A 17,153-nucleotide genomic window follows, 5' to 3' on the forward strand; every position below is an offset into this window, starting at 1 on the left:
TGAAGAAACAGCCGTCCCGTCGGGACGGCTGTTTAACTTGCCTCTTCAGCTTTCAGGGGGGACCGTGTTTTGATTAGTCAAAGGGATAATGGGTGGTCAAAGCATTTGCCTTTTGAGGGTCATTTACCAATGCCAGTTTGTATTCCAGCATCCAGTTAAGTTTTTCAATGATCTGATCGTATTCCTCCTTCTTCCGTTCGATTTCATAGAGTTTTAGCCGAATCCACTCAATGCCTTTCAGATAGTCCGGCGAATGTGTATCCTGTTCTTGAAAGTAATCGCTCAGTTCAGCCAATGAACATTCTACACTTTGAAACTTCTTAATGAGCTTCAGACGTTCGATTGCTTTCTCATTGTAGTTACGATAGTTGTTTTCAGCTCTTTGAAAATGCTGGCTATCCAATAAACCTTCTTTTTCATAATAACGAATGGTGTAGACGGATAACCCTGACTTTTCAGATAGATCCTTTATTCGCATGGAACCTCTCCTCAATAAGACTTGACCTATAGTCAACTCTAAAGTTTATGCTTTAATTGTTCAAGTGTCAGAAATTAAGGAGGGATAAGATGAAGATTATCGTGACAGGTTCTTTGGGACATATTGGTAAACCGCTCACTGAGAAGCTAGTTGAGAACGGCCACTCTGTTACCGTTATAAGCAGTAAACATGAGAGGCAGAAGGAGATTGAAGCACTTGGGGCAAAGGCGGCCATTGGGTCAGTTTCGGACGATGTCTTTCTTCGCGAGACCTTCACGGGAGCAGACATCGTCTACCTGATGGAACCTCCCGCTAATGTGACTGATGTAAATTATGATATCTACAGTGAAGTGAATGAAATAGTAGCTGCTTATAAAAAAGCGGTTGAGCAATCAGGGGTAAGAAAAGTCGTGCATCTGAGCAGTATCGGAGCTCACACGGACAAAGGTACGGGTTTTTTAATAATTCACAACATTGCCGAGAGTATTTTGAAACAACTACCTAATGATGTGGCAATCAAATTTATGCGGCCAGCTGGCTTTTACAGTAATTTATTGGCTAATATTGATGTAATAAAATCAACAAGCGAAGGGTTTTTAGGTGGATTATTGTCTTTGCAGCATTATGGGATCGGAGGTTTACTGACTGGCAAAAGAGGAGTGATTCTGGCCAACTATGGTGGTGAAATCAAATACCTGTTGGTCTCGGCTAATGATATTGCTGCTGTCATTGCTGAGGAAATGGCTAAACCCTTTGAAGGCAGAACCTTTCGCTACATAGCAAGTGAGGAGCTTACCTGTAATGAGATTGCTAAAATATTAGGTGAAGCTATTGGTAAACCCTATTTGAAGCATGGGAAAATATCCGATAAAATGCTCGTCAATACCATGCTGAAAAGTGGGATGAACGAGCAAATGGCAAAAGGGTTTATGGAGATGGGAGTGGCGGCCCGGACAGGTTACGTGTATGAAGATTATTACAAGAACCGCCCAACTTTAGGAACAACAAAATTGAAAGAATACGCAGCAGAATTTGCGGCGAAATATAATCAAACGTAATAAATTAGAGAATCCTCAAATGAACGAAACACATACGGATATTAAATGCAGAGTGTTTTTAATTTCAGGAGGATCGTCTGGAGTAGGTAAAGCAATCGCACCCGGACCAGCCAGACTTGGGGCCAAGGTCGTGATTATCAGCAGAGGTGCGGAGAGTGGAAAAGCTGCATTAAAGGATATTTCGGAAGCTACAGGCAACAGCAGGGGGAGATTGGGGGGCGGCGGACCTTTCCCTATAGTCATTGATCTGGGAAGTTAATGATGTGATCAAACGGAAATATGATCAATTGCATGTGGGGTGTCTGATTTTCCACATCAGGCACCCTGCAGTGTTCACGTAGGATTTACGCCGCCTATTATCTAGTATTTACTATGTCTTCTTTCGTGAGTTCTTGGTATAGGGTAATTTTCTCTTCGGCGAGAGAAATCATGTAATCAATTTCTTGCCGCCTGGATTCCAGTCCCATCAGATGCTTCTCAAGGATTTCAATCCGCTTTTTTAAGGTAGGATTATAATTAGAAGGATTCTCCCCTTGTTGAATTTTATCCATTACACAGCCCTCACGAGTAAATTCCGTAATCTCCTCAAGTGATAAGCCCACTTTTTTAAGTTTATTTAGACATTGAATGTAGGAAACCTCACTTTCTTTGTAGACACGTGCCCCTCCATTACTACGCTTGGGTTCATGTAGCACCCCGATTTTTTCATAATAACGAATCGTATAAGGAGTTAATCCCGTTTGTTCTGACACTTGACTTATCGTAAGCATCCGATTTCTGTCCCTCCTTTTGTATGCTGGTATTGAAAGATATTATACAGCTTTCAGTTCACTCAAAGCCAATGTGTACAATTGCCCCTAACCCCTCCTGAAAACCACTTGACTTCCAGTTGACTCTAACTTGTAAGTTAACTTTACTAATTGTTAAAGGGGTGCAACAATGAACAACGAATATTTCACGATTCAACAAGCAGCAGAAGGGATCTGGGGGGCTATTTCGGTTCCATGCAGCGGTTCTCTGGGGAATGCAGCAATTATTGATCTTGGGGATTTAACCGTTGTAGTGGATACAACCAACCTGCCGCATTCTGGTGCTTTGTTACGCCATACTGCTGAACAATTAACAAACAGACCGGTTAAATATGTAGTGAATACACATTTTCATGGAGATCATGTCAACGGCAATCAGGAATTTATGAATAGCGAATTGATATCTACCGTTTGGACAAGAGATTTGCTATCTGATATGGGTGAAGTGAATATTGATCTCATGCAACAAAACATTCTAAAGTTAATAACCAGCCTAAATCATTTACGTTCAAAGCAAAGAGATCCCCACATGCTAACTGAAATCGACTATGATCTTTCCGTACAGCGAGCCCTTTATGATACCATTCCTTCCCTTTGCAGGGTGATCCCCACGATCACTTTTGACGATAAACTCGTTATTCAGGGAACAAAGCGAACTATCGAAGTTTTATCTTACGGAGGCGGTCATTCTTTAAGTGATGCTGTTGTGTACGTTCCAGAAGAGCAAACTTTGATCGCTGGTGACTTAATATCGACTAAGACCATTCCGGTGTTGCCATACGGTAATCCATACGCTTGGATACGCATCCTTAAACGCATTCAAAAAGACCTCAAGGTCAATATTGTCGTTCCGGGGCATGGAGATGTATCTAATTCAGATCGAATCACGGATGTCATACGCTTTTTGGAGAAAACGCTCACTTATGTTTCTGGAGCTGTAAAAAGCGGGAAATCAGAGTCTTACTGGCTGGAACAAGGGGTATTAAAAGGCTATGAGGATTGGCATCTGCCCCAGTATTTCAGATGGAACTTTCGCTGGCTCTTTAACAGTATGCTTGTTCAAAACAACAGATGAGACAACAAGCAACACTGTTTGCAACATAAATATAGAAAATAGGAATAAGTATGGAGTATGTGAAGCGCTTCTGGAGCGTGAATGAGAATGGCGAAGCAGATTGAAATAGAGAGTAGGGTGCACCGTGACAGTCGGTCAGATCGCAGAACTTATCATATAGAAGCCTGCCCGGTTGGGACGGGCTTCTTGTTCTACATCTATATAACATGAAGACGATCTTCTTAGCCCTGAATCAATGTGACCTTAAATACACTTCCCGATTCGGAGCTGGTCTCCAGCTCAACGGTCCCTTGGGGAAATGTAAGCAGATGCCGGACGATTGACAGACCTAGACCGGCTCCGCCGCTCCTGCGCGCTGACTGCTGAGCGATACGAATGGTCTGGTGGCTGCCTTTTACAATATTTTGTACGATATCGACGAGTCGTGCATAATCCGCTCCGCATACGTCAACCCGGATTTCATGCAACGCCTGTCCCCCGAGGATATACTGGATGAATTAAGGAAGCTGTAAACAGCCCATCCTGCAGAGGGATTGGATTGGGGAAGCCCGAATAATTTCAGAACGCTACTGACATAACGCTGTCAGTAGCGTTGTTTTATTATAGGGTATGTAAACATAAAGGAGTATAGGAAGGGTGGTATTTTGTGAATTTTGCTTCTGTACGCATCATTACTGACGATGTGAATCGTCTCGCCGAGTTCTATGAAAAAGTCCTGGGTGTTTCGGCGGTGTACCCCGCGCCTGTTTTTGCCGAACTCGTTATGCCAGCATGTACCCTGGCAATCGGTCACTCCCAAACGGCGCAGCTATTTGGTGCTGGTTCCGTAGTGGCAGCGAGTAATCACACTGTCATCATCGAGTTCCGCGTCAACGATGTCGAAGCCGAGTACGCACGCTTGAAGCCAATTGTCTATGATTGGGTAAAAGAACCGACGACGATGCCGTGGGGGAACCGTTCTATGCTGTTCCGTGATCCCGACGGCAACCTTGTAAACCTCTTCGAGCCGGTGACTGAGGAAGCGATTAGACGGTTCAGTAGCAGGCATTGATACCAGATCATTCAGAGCTGGATTCTACATCCATTCGCGTCTTTTTGTTATCACAGATTCTCAGATTTCCCTATGCGTTTGAGGATACTGGTCCTTGGCATTTCCCGTAACATAGAAGTAGCTTCTGCTATTCCCGCTGATTTCGCTTCGCGCATATGAGCATGAAAGGCTTCTACGCTTTCCCACTCCTGAGTTGAGTAAAAAGTTCCGGGTGCATTGCTGTCTTCGAAAATTTCATAGCTAATGAGACCCGGTTTATTTGAAGTTTCAATGGTAGTCGTGAAGGTCTGCTTTGTAAACTCCTCTTCGCCAGCTTTTGCATGGATTTCAATGAATATCGTTACACTTTCGGGATATGGGTTTATTGTATTCATCGCATAGTCACTCCTAACAATTATGTGTTATTGAACTTGGTTAACAGTTTTTTCATTGCTTGAGTCGTTTGTTCTATTAGCTCCCGATCCTCGTTATCAAGAGTTTTTAAAATTTCAGAGGAGGAATTAATTAGCGTTTCAGCTGTTTTGTTAATAAGCCTTTGCCCAGCATCTGTAAGGCGAATCAAAGACACTCTTCTGTCATTGCTGCTGTTTACCCGCTCAACATAGTCAAGCTTTACAAGCTTATCGATTAAAACGGTTATGTTTGGTTTTGTAACATGCAGAATTTTACTTAAATCACTCATGGAGCGTTCTTTTCCGTCCGCCAACTCATGCAGAATGCCAAAATGTGTTCGAACCAAACCTGTTGTATTTAGCTGCTCGTCAACGAATTTTATGATTTTACTGTTGAGTTCATGAAGAACGTTTGAGAACTCCTTAATCATCAACAGCATCGGCTCGTTCTGTATTTTGTATCCCTCCTTTCAATTTCTTTCGGATGGTGTGCGCAATATAGTTAAATGATTAATAGTTAAACGTTTAACTATCATCAGAGTAATACTATCTTTTACAAATGTCAAGATTGTTCGATATGAAAATCGCCGTCTTTCGTGCTTCAAGGTTTAAGCTTGGTGGTCTTACGGACATTCACGGTCTTACGGACATTCACGTATCGGGGTACCTTATCACAAGTAGTGGTAAAGCGAATATAACAGGAGCACCTTTCTTTGTCATTGATAGAAAATTCGCGATATCCGGGGCACAATCAACAGAGGTAAGGCAGACCGTGAACAGTCAGGCAGTTCAAGCGAAATAGGCAGAAGAATAACTCAACGAAAGCAAGCTCCAAATCATCAAATATGGAGACGGATAACTTTCCCTTAATCGTCATTGCTTTTCTCGCTTGCTCGATTAGTTGTTCTTTCATTTCTTTCATCGTATGCCGGTAGTCATGCTCATGATCGTGGTAAACTCCATTCAGCGCTTTCTCATGAATAAACACTTGTCCATTCAAATACAATTGCATTTCATCTATTTCGGCTTTGAGGCGATGCCATATGTTTGAACAGTATAGTCACAGAATTCCCCTCCTCTGCCGAGTGGGGCAATCAGCTCATTACGATTTGGATGCGCCTGTGGTATCATGAACATGCCTATCATCCCGTTACATTTGAGGGGGAAGAAGTTGCTTGTGAACATGGACAATTACCATAAATATGAGGATGTATCTGTATTAGATGATGCCAAGTCAGCGCTAAATGGTGAAGCAGCCCGGTTGGCAAGTTTGATTTACACGTATACTTCGCAGGATGGGACCTATGCTTCACCGATCCATGGTCTGTATGTGAACCGATATTCGCAAGTAGAAGCGGCGGATGATGTTCACACCATATTCTCGCCGGCAATCTGCATTGCTGCGCAAGGGAAAAAGCGAATTACCGTAGGCAAGGATGCTTATGAGTATAGTGCTTCGCGAATGTATATTGCCCCCGTTGCCTTGCCTGTTGCGATGAAAATCATGCAGGCCAGCCCCCAAGTACCGTTCTTGGGGATAGGTTTATATCTCGATCCGCAAAGGATTGCTTCGTTGCTGCCGATGGTATTTCCGAATGGTTTGCCGGAGGTTCGCAATCGCAGTGCGTGCTACGTCATCGAAGCTGATTTGGCCATGATGAACGCCGCTGCAAGATTGATGGCATGCCTGTCCTCTCCCGATGATGCTCAAATGCTGGCTCCATTGGTGAAAGACGAGATTTATATCCGCCTCCTCCGTAGCCCAATCGGTGTTTATGTTGCTGAGACTGTTCTGGCGGAATCGGGCATGCAGCAGGTTGCAAAAGCGATTGATTGGCTCCAAAATAACTTTTCCCAGCCGTGGAAAGTAGCGGATTTGGCGGAGTTGGTCCATATGAGCGAATCGTCGTTTCGCGAGTATTTCAGATCGGCTACTGCGATGAGCCCTCTGCAATATCAAAAGGTGCTGCGTCTGCAAGAGGCGAGGCGTCTAATGTTATCCAGCTCCATTGACGCAACTACGGCGAGCCGGCTTGTGGGCTATTTGAGCGATTCCCAATTTAGCCGCGATTACAGCCGATTTTTTGGGTGCCCTCCAACTAGAGATATCACAAGGTGGCGTCAGGACCAGCAACAGTTGAAGTGAAACGCACACGTAAACGGCTTTTCAAATTTCCGCGGGCATAGAGCCTAGCGGATTTTCCCTTTTTAGGCAGCGGAATCTGTTGAATCAGGCAAAAACTCCGACGGAAAAGGCAAAGACCGCAGTGGTCAATCCCCTATACTAAGAGTAAACATCCTACCGATAGGAAAGGGGCTTTCTGAATATGCGTGTATTGGTTACAGGGGCGACAGGCTTCATCGGAGGGGCGGTCGTTCGCGAACTGCTGGATGCCGGTCATCAAGTGGTTGGTCTTGCCCGTTCTGAAAAAGCCGGCAAACGGCTTACGGCATTGGGTGCCCAGGTTCAAATCGGTTCGATTGAGGATTTAGCAGGCTTGCGCAAAGTGGCTGCTGCAGTAGACGGGGTCATTCATTTGGCCTTCTTCCACAAGTTCTCGCATGCGGGCCTTCCAACTCGGCTTAGGGTTTTATTAGGCGGGAATCCTCGTCATGTGGTGATGCGATTTATGAAGGCTGCAATTGAGACCGACAGGCGAGTCATCGAGACACTTGGCACCCCCTTACCCGGCGGTGACCGGGCGCTTGTCATCGCGATGCCTACGATGACGCTTACTCCCGGCCGTCTCGGAACGGAGGACAGCGCTGGGGATCCTCAATCCCCAGGTGGATTACGCATCATTTCTGAACATACCACCCTAGACTTGGCGAATCGGGGGATACGTTCCTCGATTGTACGCCTCCCACCGATCGTACATGGTGAAGGCGATAAGACGGGCTTGTTCCCAAATCTGGTGAACATCGCTCGCAAGAAGGGTTTCTCCGCCTATACAGGCTCCGGAACCAACCGTTGGCCATCCGTGCATCTACTGGATGCGGCGCGCCTTTTTAGACTCGCCTTAGAACAAGCTCCGGCAGGGTCCCGGTTTCATGCGGTGAGCGAAGAGGGCATTCCGTTTCAAGAGATCGCCACGGCTCTGGGCCTCCATCTGAACCTGCCGGTCCAAGGCATTGGGGTTGAAGAAGCAGGTAAACATTTCGGATGGCTTGCACCCTTCACGAAAACGGATAATCCGGTGTCCAGTGCGTTGACGCAGGAGCGTTTGGGATGGAATCCAGTACATCCTACCCTTTTAGATGAAATTCGGAAGGGGTATTATTTCTAACTGTAAACCGAAAATGGATGTTTCGTGGAAGGGGTATGGGAGAACAAGGAGCGCATGCTGGAAAAGTACGGCAGGAAACTTGACCACGGCAAGCGTTGAATTTGTGCGTTCCTTTCGACTCCTAGCTGGTTCCTCAATCGAGAAGATCGGTATTGACCCTATAGCCACTATAGGGTTTAAAGGGACAACAGCTTCACGGTGCATCAACGGAGGAGGATAATGCATATGGGAAATAAGATGATCCGGGCACTCGTTCTCATTCTCGCATTTTCGATTGCCGCATACGCAATTGTTCAGTATGGCGTGCTTAAAGCTAGTGATGCAGGACTTGTCTCTTTCAAATTGCAAAAGCCGAATTTTGAACTCAAACCATGGATATATGTACTATACATCCATATTTTTACCGCGATATTTGCCTTGATCATAGGACCCTTTCAACTATTTATGAAGCCAACGAATGATAGGAAACGTTGGCATCGCCTATTGGGGTATGGATATGTTCTTTCGATTACAGTTAGTGGGATCGTGAGTGTGTATTTATCCCTTTTTGCCACAGGAGGTTGGATTGCCGGGCTTGGGTTCATGTCGCTCGATGTATTGTGGGTTGCGACGACGCTTACTGCAACGAGAAAAATTATGGCCAAAGACATCCAAGCTCATAAAGCATGGATGCTTCGCAGTTATGCGCTTACTTTTGCAGCTGTCACGCTTCGAATCTGGTTAGCACCGCTGACTCTTCTGTTTGGCGATTTCGAGGCGGGGTTTCGGGTTGTCGCTTGGGTTTGTTGGATTCCTAATCTGCTCGTCATAGAAGCCGTGATTTTCAGAATGAGGTTGCGGCAGCGGCAATGATTCACAACTGCCATGCCATGCCAAAAACGATCCGTAAAACCGCGCATCTATGGCGCGGTTTTATTTTGCGTACGGTGGAATGTTGTTCGTGCCGCGCCCCCAATGACGCAGGTTTTACGATGAAAAGTGAGTACGGAAGGAAGGAAAATCGTCTCGACTAGACGAAAAGAAAGGGAGAGGAGTGCTCAGACGGAGGATACCCAGCACCGTTGAGATTCAATTCATTCTCCCGTGGTCCGTCATTTGACCGACCAGTAAATTGACAAGCAGAAAATGACCGAGATGATTGACGGCAAAGGTCTCCTCATACCCGTCTTTGATAGATACACCTTATCGACAAACTGGACGCCGATTTAAGGAATGCCTATGTTGAAGAAAATGATGGCTATCCTTCACAGGAGATGATTGTATATGGCAGGGCCCCTTTGATGTTTACAAAATATTGTCCGATGAAAAAAATGAATCAATGCAGAATTTGCAAAACGAAGAGCTATGAGTTAAAAGATGAGCACGGAACGTTCCCTGTCATTTCCCATAATGATTGTACAACGACTCTTTATAGTCGTGGAATTCATTAAATGTTCTAAAATCAATCCTAAGGATGAACTTCAGATGCAAATATTATTAGTTGAAGATGATAAGACGATCGCGTCAATTCAGCTATGGGTTCACCCTGCCCTGGATGAGCATTCTGTCTGTCATTGTGTGTGTATTTGTCATTGTCAGCTCTGCGGTTGTTTATTCCGGAGCTAAAGTAAAAAAGGAGAATATTATTGATGCATTAAAGCAAGAGAATATATGATTCACTTACTTCACACAGAGGAGGAGACGTTACCCGACGTCACACACAATCATGCGAGTCAATCGATTGCTCTCCATGCTGCTGATCATCTCCGGTAAAGGTACGGTAACGGGCAAGGAGCTTGCCGAGCATTTCGAGGTATCCTTGCGGACGATCTACCGGGATAACGAAAAAATAGGAGAAGCCGGCATACCGGTTGCATCGTCCAGCGGCAAGGGCGGAGGATACTATATTATGGACAGCTATAAGGATTTCTTGGCGGATTATGGATTATCGGATGTAATTAAGAACAGCAATGCTATTATACTGGGTGCCAGCGCCGGTGCGCTAAACATGTCTGCTCAATGGTTAAGCTTGAATGACACGGACCATGAAGTTGAAACAGGTACTATTTATGAGGGTATGGGCTTTGATCAATTTGCCTATGAATCTCATTCTAAACGGGGCTACGCCACGTTTGTTCAAGGCTACCTGTTCCCCTTATCTGAAGAGATTGATGTCTATGCGGCAGAACAAGAGAGCGCCATACGGGTAAAGGACGGCAAAATCGAAACAATGGGTCCTATATATTTAATTTCCCGCTCCAAGATTCAGAAGTTGGTTGAGACGCTCTAACATTGTCGGTTATTAAATGATATAGACTACTTAATTTACCGTCTTATTGACAAAATCAATCTCATTTCTGATCCCTTTATGGGCATCATTCCACAGGCCCTTTGTCAGGCGAATGCGCAGCAGGCATGTGTTAGGGTCTTCGTCGTTATTGGCGTCGTTATACCAATCAGCGAATATTGTGCGAAGCTTTGTCATCATTTCGGCGTTTTTCTCGTCACACACCCACCCCAGGTTTTCACCGATCCCATCGGCCGTAAAGTTTTCGACGATGATACAAATGGAGACTTCGGGGTTTTGGGCGATCTGCTGCATCTTACCTGAGGTGGCGTAAGTAACGGTATAAAATGCGCCGTCCTCATAATAGGCGTCCACAATGCGGGCGGCAGGACGGCTTTTCCCATGGGTCCCCGGTTCCAGTGCGATCGTGGACAGAGAGATTAGGCCGTCCTTGTTACCCACTTGTTCTTCCAGCAGCTTCATGGCTTCATCGTACTTGCTCAATATATTACCTCCTAAAGTATTATAAGGCATACATTATTAAGCTTATCATTGTGATGTCTAAGAGCATGTGAAGAATAATACGATACAAATATTAAATCGTGGAATATCATGAAGAGAGTCCTCGGAATATTCCTTGACGGGAATATTCCAATCGGTCTATACTCTAGTCAGTGGTACAATATGAGAAATGGAGGAATCGAAATGGCAGTGGAATCGCAAGGCATGGAGTTAGTCATAACACGTGTATTCAATTATCCGCGTGAACTCGTATTCAAAGCTTGGTCCGAGGCCGAGCATCTGAAGCGATGGTGGGGGCCGAAAGGGTTTGAAATACATGTCGCACAATTAGATTTCCGTCCGGGCGGTTTGTTCCATTACAATATGCAATCTCCTGATGGTGTACAAATGTGGGGTAAATTTGTATACCAGGAAATCCAGGCATTCGAAAAGATTGTCTGGCTCAATAGCTTTTCAGATGAATTAGGCAATATTGTCCGGGCTCCGTTTAGTGATTTGATCCCGCTAGAAATACGCAATACGGTAACATTTAGTGAGAATGACGGTATTACAACAATGACTTTATGCAGCGGACCGGCCAATGCAACTGAGGAAGAGAGAAGATTTTTTGAAGGCATGTTTGAATCCATGCAAGAGGGATTCGGAGGAACCTTCGATCAGCTCGAAGAATATTTGGCAGACCGTTCCTAACCAAGATTCCGGAACAAGATTCGTGAGGTATGTAAACATAAAGGAGTATAGGAAGGTTGGTATTTGGTGAAGGGGACTAATCACCAATTTCAATAATGTTTCCCTCTGGGTCTGCAATGAAGAAGTTCAGCTGACCCCATGGTTTGGTAGATAATTCTTCAAGAATTCTCACATTTAGCGCTTTCAGCCGCTCATATTCCTGATCCACCTCAGCAGTGGAAAAACGCATGTACATTTCCATGGTCAGGTTGATGCCGCTCGGTGGAACATAGGTTTCGCCTATGGACTCGGCAAAATGCTTGCGGTCAAACATAAACAGCTGATCCGTGTCCTTCTTAAAAGTCGCATACAGACCGCCGTCCCAATCAGTTTCAAAGTTCAAAACATCGCGGTAGAAGGTGACCATCTTTTCCATATTTCCTACAAATAGACCCACATCAATCACGCTGCATATCCTCCCTTAATCATGTAAGCCCAAACGCTGATAGGCATTGAGCGATTTGGCGAATTTCCGTTCATACGCTCACAGCTTGCCGGATTACCATCGTTCCTCCATGCTCCTTCTGCAATCTTAATTTTATTCCTCAAAGGGGATACCGGCAACTTTTAAATGTCCGTAGGCAACGAGAAGCCCGGCAAGCGCAAGGCAATTGAACAATGCTTAACGCTGACTGATTCCTAAGTTATGGCTTCTTACGATGGATTGTTAGTCGTGAGAAGCCTTTTCGAGAAGTTCCAGAGGCGAAGCGTATGGTGGAGAGCAGTGATCTTGTTTTTTGGGAAATGCTTATAAACATATGCTAAACTGATAACATATAAAATCAGAGATAGGACAGGAAGAGATTCAATGGGAAGAAAACAGTCTTTCACGGAGACAGAGCTGCTGGATATGACAAAAAAATTAGTGCTAGAGCATGGGTATGACGGTTTTCACCTCAAGCTGCTCTCACAGCATCTGTCAGGAGCCCGAAGCACGATTTATCAATATTACTCTAATAAAGAAGAGATTGTGGCTGCTTGTATGAAGCGCGTAATGGCAACGGTATTAGAAAATGCATTAGCCATTGATGAGGCTGATCCTATGGACGCCCTCGAGCAGCTGCTTCTTGTTTATGTAGAAGAGTCTGCACTACATCAGCTTTTAGGAAATGCCAGTAAAATTAATACTGCTAATTCATCTGCAGCTGCTAGAGATCTTGAATTTATTGAGGAAGCACATATGACCCTGAAAATTCAATTATCACGCTTATTTGAACGCGCACAACAGAATAATGACCTGCGGAAGGATATCCCACTTCCTGTACTTATTGGTGTATTCTTTAACTTAATTGATACACCTAATATGCTGAATATCCCTGTACCCGCTTGGGGAAAGCTGTTGTTTCAGATGTGGACCGGAGGAGCCAAGAGCTAACCTCAGTCTTGGATCTAATTTGACACAAGTGTCATTTATATTGTTTAATAAATGTTGTGAGTGTGATGGCGGGTTTAAATTGACACATGTGTCAAAAATATAGTTAAGGAGTTGGAAAAGAAATGTTTCTGGCTATGAAAGAATTGATGCACAGCAAAATGAGATTTTTGATGATCATCATTATTTTTGTATTACTAGCCTGGCTGGTATTTATCTTATCCGGTTTAGGGAATGGTCTATCTAGTTTAGCTGCGTCAACCTTTAAGACGATGAAGGCGGATTATGTCATTTTTGAAGAAGGATCGCAGTCCTCCATGAGCAAGTCACTACTGTCTGATCAATTACTGGCGGAGGTGGAGCTACTGCCCAATGTGAGTGCTGCCGCACCTATGGGAAGTACGATGGCAACAGCGTTGAAGGAACCAAGCACCAAGAGTGAAGATAAGCTGGATATCGCAATTATAGGAATTAACCCGGGAAGCTTCTTGGAGCCGGCTGTCGTGGAAGGGGAAGGCCTATCTTCTATGAACCCTACCGGTGTTGTAGTGAACTCGACCATGAAGGATGAGGGCTATAACATTGGTGACACTTTTCAATTAGATGGCACGATGGAATCATTGACGATTATAGGCTTTGCCGAGAACCAGACCTATAATCACGTTGCATCTGTATTCACTCCAATGGCGGAATGGCGGAAAATTGCCTTCGCGGCTCCGGGTTCGGATAAGGGAGTTGCAGGGCCCGTTAATGCGATTATGTTACAAGGCAAGGATATCGCTCCGGAAGTAATGAATAGCAAGCTGGCGGATACGGACACGGTTACCCGGGCGGCTGCAGTTCAAGGAATGCCAGGGTACAAGGAAGAGAACGGTACGATCTTAATGATGCTGGCATTCCTGCTCGCAATCGCTGCATTCGTGCTCGGGGTATTCTTTTATGTAATGACGATGCAGAAGACTAACCAGTTCGGCATTATGAAAGCTATAGGTGCCAGTAACAGATTCTTGAGCAAAACCATTGTATCGCAAGTGTTTGTGCTATCGCTGACTAGTATTGTAGTTGGAGTCTTACTGACTTATGGAACAGCAGCCATGATGCCGAAGGGTATGCCATTTAAGCTGGAACCGGGTCTTGTCGTCTCGTATTCTGTTATCTTGCTAATTATCGCTATGTTAAGTTCGCTGGTGTCGGTTCGAAAGATTACCAAGATTGATCCGCTCAAGGCGCTCGGGAGGGTTGAATAATGACTAAGGGATTACAGATGAGTGAAGTTACCAAGTATTATGCCGAAGGAAGCAACCGGATCGCGGCACTGGGTCATGTGTCCATTTCCGTGGAGCCGGGGGAATTTGTTGCTGTTGTTGGACCGTCGGGCTCTGGTAAAAGCACCTTTTTGTCTATCGCTGGAGCACTGCTCCAAGCTTCAGAAGGAGAGGTTAAGCTGAATGGACATTCTATTTCTAAGCTTACGGCGCAAGAACTGGCGAATATAAGACTGCAAGAAATCGGATTCATTATGCAATCATCCAATTTGGTTCCTTATCTGAATGTTCTTGACCAATTGCTGATCATCAAAAAGATGTCGGGAAAGGTTAAAAGAGAGGACAAGGAGTTCGCCACTAAGCTGCTGGAAGAGCTGGGTCTGGGCTCGAAATTAAATAGCTTCCCGGAAGAGCTATCAGGCGGGGAGAAGCAGCGGACAGCGATTGCCCGTGCTCTAATCAATAATCCCAGCATCATCCTGGCGGATGAGCCGACAGCAAGTCTGGATACCACACGTGCACATGAAGTGGTCAGCCTGATTGCACAAGAAGTGAATTCAGGCCAGAAAGCAGCGATTATGGTTACTCATGATGAGCGTATGCTTGAATATTGCGACAAGGTCTACCGGATGGAAGATGGGAAGTTGTCATTATGAAGCAAAGCAAACGCACAAGCCATTGGCTTGTGCGTTGTGCTAGTGCTTAGACTTCGGCTTTTCCAATCTGCTACGTTCACGCATGGCGTTCATCTGCTTGGCATGTCTTACATCACGGCGTCGTCCTCTCGTTCTGAGTTGGCTAAGCATAATGAAGAGCCCCAAAATCCCCAACCCATAAGAAACAAGATGACTCACTTCATTCCACAGGTTTGCCGCAGTCAGAAGGGATACCGCCCCAATGATGGTTGCAATAATCCGCTGTGTATTTTTATTTTGCGTATCGATCAGTTTTTGCTCAAAGGAGCTTGATAGCTTTACCCGTAAATTTCCGCTATCCATTTTATCTACGGCAGATATGAACTTCTTGGTCGTAGGAAGGATTCCTTTGAGAATGCTCTTGCCTTCACCCACAATGTTGGAAAAGACATTTCCCCGCAGATCCCTGCGCACAACCTCTTCGACATAAGGCTTAACGGTCCCAATCAAATCAAGCTCGGGGTCCAGTCCGGTACAAAGTCCATATACCGTGCCTATGGCTTTTCCCAAAAATGTTGTATTTGCCGGTAACTGAAAGGGCTGAGAATAGAGGAAGTCACGTAGCTCTTCAGCATTGTCACCTGACGTCACAAAACTAAGGTCAAACGTATCCCCGTTGATTTGTTCAAATAATAACGTGAGATTCCTTGCGAATACCTCTAAATCTACATTCCGTCTTAAAAATCTCAAACGGGTAAGGGCATTGATTGCGCCGTGAGCATCTTTTAAATACACCGCCATTAGCAGGGCTACCATTTGCGTCTTCATATCCTCGGCAATCCGTCCGACCATTCCAAAATCGATTAAAGCGATGGTGCCGTCAGGCTGCACGAGAACATTGCCCGGGTGCGGGTCTGCGTGAAAGAAGCCTTCTAATAGAATCTGTTCCACGAAAATTTCTATCAGCGATGTCGCTAATTGGGTCCGGTCCACACCCCAGGCATCCAGCTGGGCAAAATCATTGATTTTTACACCCTCCAAAAACTCCATGGTTAGAACTTTCGAAGTGGTATAAGACCAATGAATGCCTGGAACAACGACATCCTCCCGATGGATAAACTGCAGCTGGAATTCTTCTGCATTTCGCCCTTCTTGCTCATAATCGAGCTCGTCCATAACGGTATCGTGAAACTCATCATACACCGCATCCAGGTCCATGAAGTCTGCAATCTTCGTCCAGCGTTTCAATAACGAAATAGCAACCTGTATGGATTTCCAATCAATGGCGATAATGTCCTCGACCCCGGGACGCATAACCTTCACTGCGACCTCTTCACCTGTTCGTAAGGTCGCCCGGTGTACCTGTCCTAAGGAAGCCGCTGCGATAGGAGTTGTACTAAACTCAGCAAAAATCTCGCTTATGGATACTCCGAGTTCGCTCTCTACCTTGTGCTTAATCTCGGAATAATCTACGAATTCTACGGAATCCTGCAGCTTGGACAATTCATCGATGATTTCCTTCGGCAAAATGTCCACCTGAGCACTCACATGCTGCCCAAGCTTGATAATTAATCCACCCATATCCATGGCGGTCTTTGTAAAATAAGCTGCCTGTTTTCGATATAAGGCTTTTGTTTTCGCTTCTAAGCGCCGTCCCGGTATAAAATACTTTTGTTTGCCCAGCCACCAGAAATCCCAGGCGAACTTAAAAATCATCTGCATGGTTCTTCTGAACCGGAGATCCTTCATCAATTTAAAGAATTCGCTCATTCTTTTTCAGCTGCCACAGGTTCTTTTTCATCGACCTCAGGTTCATCATCTTCATCTTCAGGAATAGTAGTGTTTTTATCGAAGATCGCCTGGGCCATGCTTTCAAACTTTTTCGAAGCGCTCATGAAGAAATCGGCGAATTTATTGAACATTTCGGCTTTGACCAGAATGACGGCTCCCTTGCGTTTGTTCCCGAAAACGATGAATTTCTCACCTGGCTTAAGTTCAAGCTCTTCCCTTGCTTCTCTAGGAATCACAATTTGTCCCCGCTCACCCATTGAGGTTGTTCCCAGCACTTTGCCGTGACCGAATCCGTGACTATTTTCTTTTTTTTGCTGCATCTTAATCTCTCCTTTGATAAGCAATCTACACCAGTATGATATTTCATACTAATCATATCATTATGGAGTTCTGTTTGCTAAAGTCTACAATCCGTTATTTGTC

General features: G+C 45.0%; 21 protein-coding genes. 12 read left to right on the forward strand and 9 right to left on the reverse strand.

Annotated elements, in window-relative coordinates; genetic code table 11:
* Nucleotides 1-73: 73 nt before the first annotated feature.
* Complete coding sequence (locus MKX70_RS06115; protein ID WP_042241128.1) at nucleotides 74-478, reverse strand: MerR family transcriptional regulator; 405 nt, start codon at nucleotides 476-478, stop codon at nucleotides 74-76.
* 89 nt (nucleotides 479-567) lie between these two features.
* On the opposite strand from MKX70_RS06115, the gene MKX70_RS06120 reads away from it, so the two are divergent.
* Nucleotides 568-1,536, forward strand: a complete 969-nt coding sequence (locus tag MKX70_RS06120) for an NAD(P)H-binding protein (protein WP_042241126.1) — start codon at nucleotides 568-570, stop codon at nucleotides 1,534-1,536.
* Between the two features lie 19 nt (nucleotides 1,537-1,555).
* A complete protein-coding gene (locus MKX70_RS06125; RefSeq protein ID WP_042241123.1) occupies nucleotides 1,556-1,795 on the forward strand; it encodes an SDR family NAD(P)-dependent oxidoreductase in 240 nt (79 codons plus the stop codon).
* Nucleotides 1,796-1,892: 97 nt separating this feature from the next.
* Here the strand turns inward: MKX70_RS06125 and MKX70_RS06130 are convergent, their stop codons facing one another.
* The gene (locus MKX70_RS06130; protein ID WP_340839682.1) at nucleotides 1,893-2,306 is read right to left on the reverse strand and encodes a MerR family transcriptional regulator; all 414 of its coding nucleotides are present in this window, start codon (nucleotides 2,304-2,306) and stop codon (nucleotides 1,893-1,895) included.
* Nucleotides 2,307-2,475: 169 nt separating this feature from the next.
* On the opposite strand from MKX70_RS06130, the gene MKX70_RS06135 reads away from it, so the two are divergent.
* The gene (locus MKX70_RS06135) at nucleotides 2,476-3,420 is read left to right on the forward strand and encodes an MBL fold metallo-hydrolase (protein ID WP_340839683.1); all 945 of its coding nucleotides are present in this window, start codon (nucleotides 2,476-2,478) and stop codon (nucleotides 3,418-3,420) included.
* A gap of 221 nt (nucleotides 3,421-3,641) precedes the next feature.
* On the opposite strand, the gene MKX70_RS06140 is transcribed toward MKX70_RS06135, so the two are convergent.
* Complete coding sequence (locus MKX70_RS06140; protein ID WP_340839684.1) at nucleotides 3,642-3,887, reverse strand: ATP-binding protein; 246 nt, start codon at nucleotides 3,885-3,887, stop codon at nucleotides 3,642-3,644.
* A gap of 179 nt (nucleotides 3,888-4,066) precedes the next feature.
* Here MKX70_RS06140 and MKX70_RS06145 point away from each other — a divergent pair, with 179 nt between their 5' ends.
* Nucleotides 4,067-4,471 (forward strand): VOC family protein, encoded by a 405-nt coding sequence (locus tag MKX70_RS06145; RefSeq protein ID WP_042241112.1) that lies wholly within the window; start codon nucleotides 4,067-4,069, stop codon nucleotides 4,469-4,471.
* Nucleotides 4,472-4,521: 50 nt separating this feature from the next.
* Here MKX70_RS06145 and MKX70_RS06150 read toward each other — a convergent pair whose 3' ends face one another.
* Both MKX70_RS06150 and MKX70_RS06155 read right to left on the reverse strand, forming a co-directional pair.
* The gene (locus tag MKX70_RS06150; protein ID WP_042241108.1) at nucleotides 4,522-4,845 is read right to left on the reverse strand and encodes a putative quinol monooxygenase; all 324 of its coding nucleotides are present in this window, start codon (nucleotides 4,843-4,845) and stop codon (nucleotides 4,522-4,524) included.
* A 20-nt stretch (nucleotides 4,846-4,865) separates the two neighbouring features.
* Entirely contained in the window at nucleotides 4,866-5,294 is a 429-nt protein-coding gene (locus MKX70_RS06155) for a MarR family winged helix-turn-helix transcriptional regulator (RefSeq protein WP_231637937.1), read from the reverse strand.
* A gap of 752 nt (nucleotides 5,295-6,046) precedes the next feature.
* On the opposite strand from MKX70_RS06155, the gene MKX70_RS06160 reads away from it, so the two are divergent.
* The 4 genes from MKX70_RS06160 (at nucleotide 6,047) to MKX70_RS06175 (ending at nucleotide 10,419) form a co-directional block, all read left to right on the forward strand.
* Entirely contained in the window at nucleotides 6,047-7,009 is a 963-nt protein-coding gene (locus MKX70_RS06160; RefSeq protein WP_042243839.1) for an AraC family transcriptional regulator, read from the forward strand.
* Between the two features lie 181 nt (nucleotides 7,010-7,190).
* Nucleotides 7,191-8,150 carry an SDR family oxidoreductase gene (locus MKX70_RS06165; RefSeq protein ID WP_042241100.1) on the forward strand — a complete coding sequence of 320 codons (960 nt, stop codon included), beginning with the start codon at nucleotides 7,191-7,193 and terminating at the stop codon, nucleotides 8,148-8,150.
* A gap of 225 nt (nucleotides 8,151-8,375) precedes the next feature.
* The gene (locus MKX70_RS06170) at nucleotides 8,376-9,002 is read left to right on the forward strand and encodes a DUF2306 domain-containing protein (RefSeq protein ID WP_042241098.1); all 627 of its coding nucleotides are present in this window, start codon (nucleotides 8,376-8,378) and stop codon (nucleotides 9,000-9,002) included.
* Between the two features lie 877 nt (nucleotides 9,003-9,879).
* Complete coding sequence (locus MKX70_RS06175) at nucleotides 9,880-10,419, forward strand: helix-turn-helix transcriptional regulator (RefSeq protein WP_231637936.1); 540 nt, start codon at nucleotides 9,880-9,882, stop codon at nucleotides 10,417-10,419.
* Between the two features lie 30 nt (nucleotides 10,420-10,449).
* On the opposite strand, the gene MKX70_RS06180 is transcribed toward MKX70_RS06175, so the two are convergent.
* Nucleotides 10,450-10,920, reverse strand: coding sequence for a pyridoxamine 5'-phosphate oxidase family protein (locus tag MKX70_RS06180; protein ID WP_042241095.1), 471 nt, complete (start codon nucleotides 10,918-10,920; stop codon nucleotides 10,450-10,452).
* A gap of 201 nt (nucleotides 10,921-11,121) precedes the next feature.
* Here MKX70_RS06180 and MKX70_RS06185 point away from each other — a divergent pair, with 201 nt between their 5' ends.
* Complete coding sequence (locus MKX70_RS06185; protein ID WP_042241092.1) at nucleotides 11,122-11,628, forward strand: SRPBCC family protein; 507 nt, start codon at nucleotides 11,122-11,124, stop codon at nucleotides 11,626-11,628.
* Between the two features lie 76 nt (nucleotides 11,629-11,704).
* Here the strand turns inward: MKX70_RS06185 and MKX70_RS06190 are convergent, their stop codons facing one another.
* Entirely contained in the window at nucleotides 11,705-12,073 is a 369-nt protein-coding gene (locus tag MKX70_RS06190) for a VOC family protein (protein WP_197073017.1), read from the reverse strand.
* A 402-nt stretch (nucleotides 12,074-12,475) separates the two neighbouring features.
* Between MKX70_RS06190 and MKX70_RS06195 the strand changes: the two genes are divergently transcribed.
* From MKX70_RS06195 to MKX70_RS06205, 3 genes are all read left to right on the forward strand, one after another.
* On the forward strand, nucleotides 12,476-13,042 hold the full coding sequence (locus MKX70_RS06195) for a TetR/AcrR family transcriptional regulator (protein WP_340781556.1): 567 nt from the start codon (nucleotides 12,476-12,478) through the stop codon (nucleotides 13,040-13,042).
* 122 nt (nucleotides 13,043-13,164) lie between these two features.
* Nucleotides 13,165-14,286: an ABC transporter permease gene (locus tag MKX70_RS06200; protein ID WP_042241083.1), complete on the forward strand. Its 1,122-nt coding sequence runs from the start codon at nucleotides 13,165-13,167 to the stop codon at nucleotides 14,284-14,286.
* Complete coding sequence (locus MKX70_RS06205; RefSeq protein WP_042241082.1) at nucleotides 14,286-14,960, forward strand: ABC transporter ATP-binding protein; 675 nt, start codon at nucleotides 14,286-14,288, stop codon at nucleotides 14,958-14,960. The genes MKX70_RS06200 and MKX70_RS06205 overlap by 1 nt, the downstream gene beginning before the upstream one ends.
* 39 nt (nucleotides 14,961-14,999) lie before the next feature.
* Here the strand turns inward: MKX70_RS06205 and MKX70_RS06210 are convergent, their stop codons facing one another.
* Nucleotides 15,000-16,709 (reverse strand): ABC1 kinase family protein, encoded by a 1,710-nt coding sequence (locus MKX70_RS06210; RefSeq protein WP_052416808.1) that lies wholly within the window; start codon nucleotides 16,707-16,709, stop codon nucleotides 15,000-15,002.
* Nucleotides 16,706-17,050 (reverse strand): AbrB/MazE/SpoVT family DNA-binding domain-containing protein, encoded by a 345-nt coding sequence (locus MKX70_RS06215; protein ID WP_042241079.1) that lies wholly within the window; start codon nucleotides 17,048-17,050, stop codon nucleotides 16,706-16,708. The genes MKX70_RS06210 and MKX70_RS06215 overlap by 4 nt, the downstream gene beginning before the upstream one ends.
* Nucleotides 17,051-17,153: the final 103 nt, after the last annotated feature.

It is taken from the genome of Paenibacillus sp. FSL R7-0312, from assembly GCF_038004445.1.
GTDB lineage: Bacteria > Bacillota > Bacilli > Paenibacillales > Paenibacillaceae > Paenibacillus_AQ.

What these genes read in the sequence shown, in the direction of transcription:
- MKX70_RS06160 (WP_042243839.1), top strand. Translation starts at nt 6,047, where the DNA reads ATGGACAATTACCATAAATATGAGGATGTATCTGTATTAGATGATGCC.
- MKX70_RS06215 (WP_042241079.1), bottom strand. Translation starts at nt 17,050, where the DNA reads ATGCAGCAAAAAAAAGAAAATAGTCACGGATTCGGTCACGGCAAAGTG.
- MKX70_RS06125 (WP_042241123.1), top strand. Translation starts at nt 1,556, where the DNA reads ATGAACGAAACACATACGGATATTAAATGCAGAGTGTTTTTAATTTCA.
- MKX70_RS06170 (WP_042241098.1), top strand. Translation starts at nt 8,376, where the DNA reads ATGGGAAATAAGATGATCCGGGCACTCGTTCTCATTCTCGCATTTTCG.
- MKX70_RS06205 (WP_042241082.1), top strand. Translation starts at nt 14,286, where the DNA reads ATGACTAAGGGATTACAGATGAGTGAAGTTACCAAGTATTATGCCGAA.
- MKX70_RS06175 (WP_231637936.1), top strand. Translation starts at nt 9,880, where the DNA reads ATGCTGCTGATCATCTCCGGTAAAGGTACGGTAACGGGCAAGGAGCTT.
- MKX70_RS06165 (WP_042241100.1), top strand. Translation starts at nt 7,191, where the DNA reads ATGCGTGTATTGGTTACAGGGGCGACAGGCTTCATCGGAGGGGCGGTC.
- MKX70_RS06120 (WP_042241126.1), top strand. Translation starts at nt 568, where the DNA reads ATGAAGATTATCGTGACAGGTTCTTTGGGACATATTGGTAAACCGCTC.
- MKX70_RS06135 (WP_340839683.1), top strand. Translation starts at nt 2,476, where the DNA reads ATGAACAACGAATATTTCACGATTCAACAAGCAGCAGAAGGGATCTGG.
- MKX70_RS06130 (WP_340839682.1), bottom strand. Translation starts at nt 2,306, where the DNA reads ATGCTTACGATAAGTCAAGTGTCAGAACAAACGGGATTAACTCCTTAT.
- MKX70_RS06150 (WP_042241108.1), bottom strand. Translation starts at nt 4,845, where the DNA reads ATGAATACAATAAACCCATATCCCGAAAGTGTAACGATATTCATTGAA.
- MKX70_RS06200 (WP_042241083.1), top strand. Translation starts at nt 13,165, where the DNA reads ATGTTTCTGGCTATGAAAGAATTGATGCACAGCAAAATGAGATTTTTG.
- MKX70_RS06195 (WP_340781556.1), top strand. Translation starts at nt 12,476, where the DNA reads ATGGGAAGAAAACAGTCTTTCACGGAGACAGAGCTGCTGGATATGACA.
- MKX70_RS06115 (WP_042241128.1), bottom strand. Translation starts at nt 478, where the DNA reads ATGCGAATAAAGGATCTATCTGAAAAGTCAGGGTTATCCGTCTACACC.
- MKX70_RS06155 (WP_231637937.1), bottom strand. Translation starts at nt 5,294, where the DNA reads ATGATTAAGGAGTTCTCAAACGTTCTTCATGAACTCAACAGTAAAATC.
- MKX70_RS06210 (WP_052416808.1), bottom strand. Translation starts at nt 16,709, where the DNA reads ATGAGCGAATTCTTTAAATTGATGAAGGATCTCCGGTTCAGAAGAACC.
- MKX70_RS06185 (WP_042241092.1), top strand. Translation starts at nt 11,122, where the DNA reads ATGGCAGTGGAATCGCAAGGCATGGAGTTAGTCATAACACGTGTATTC.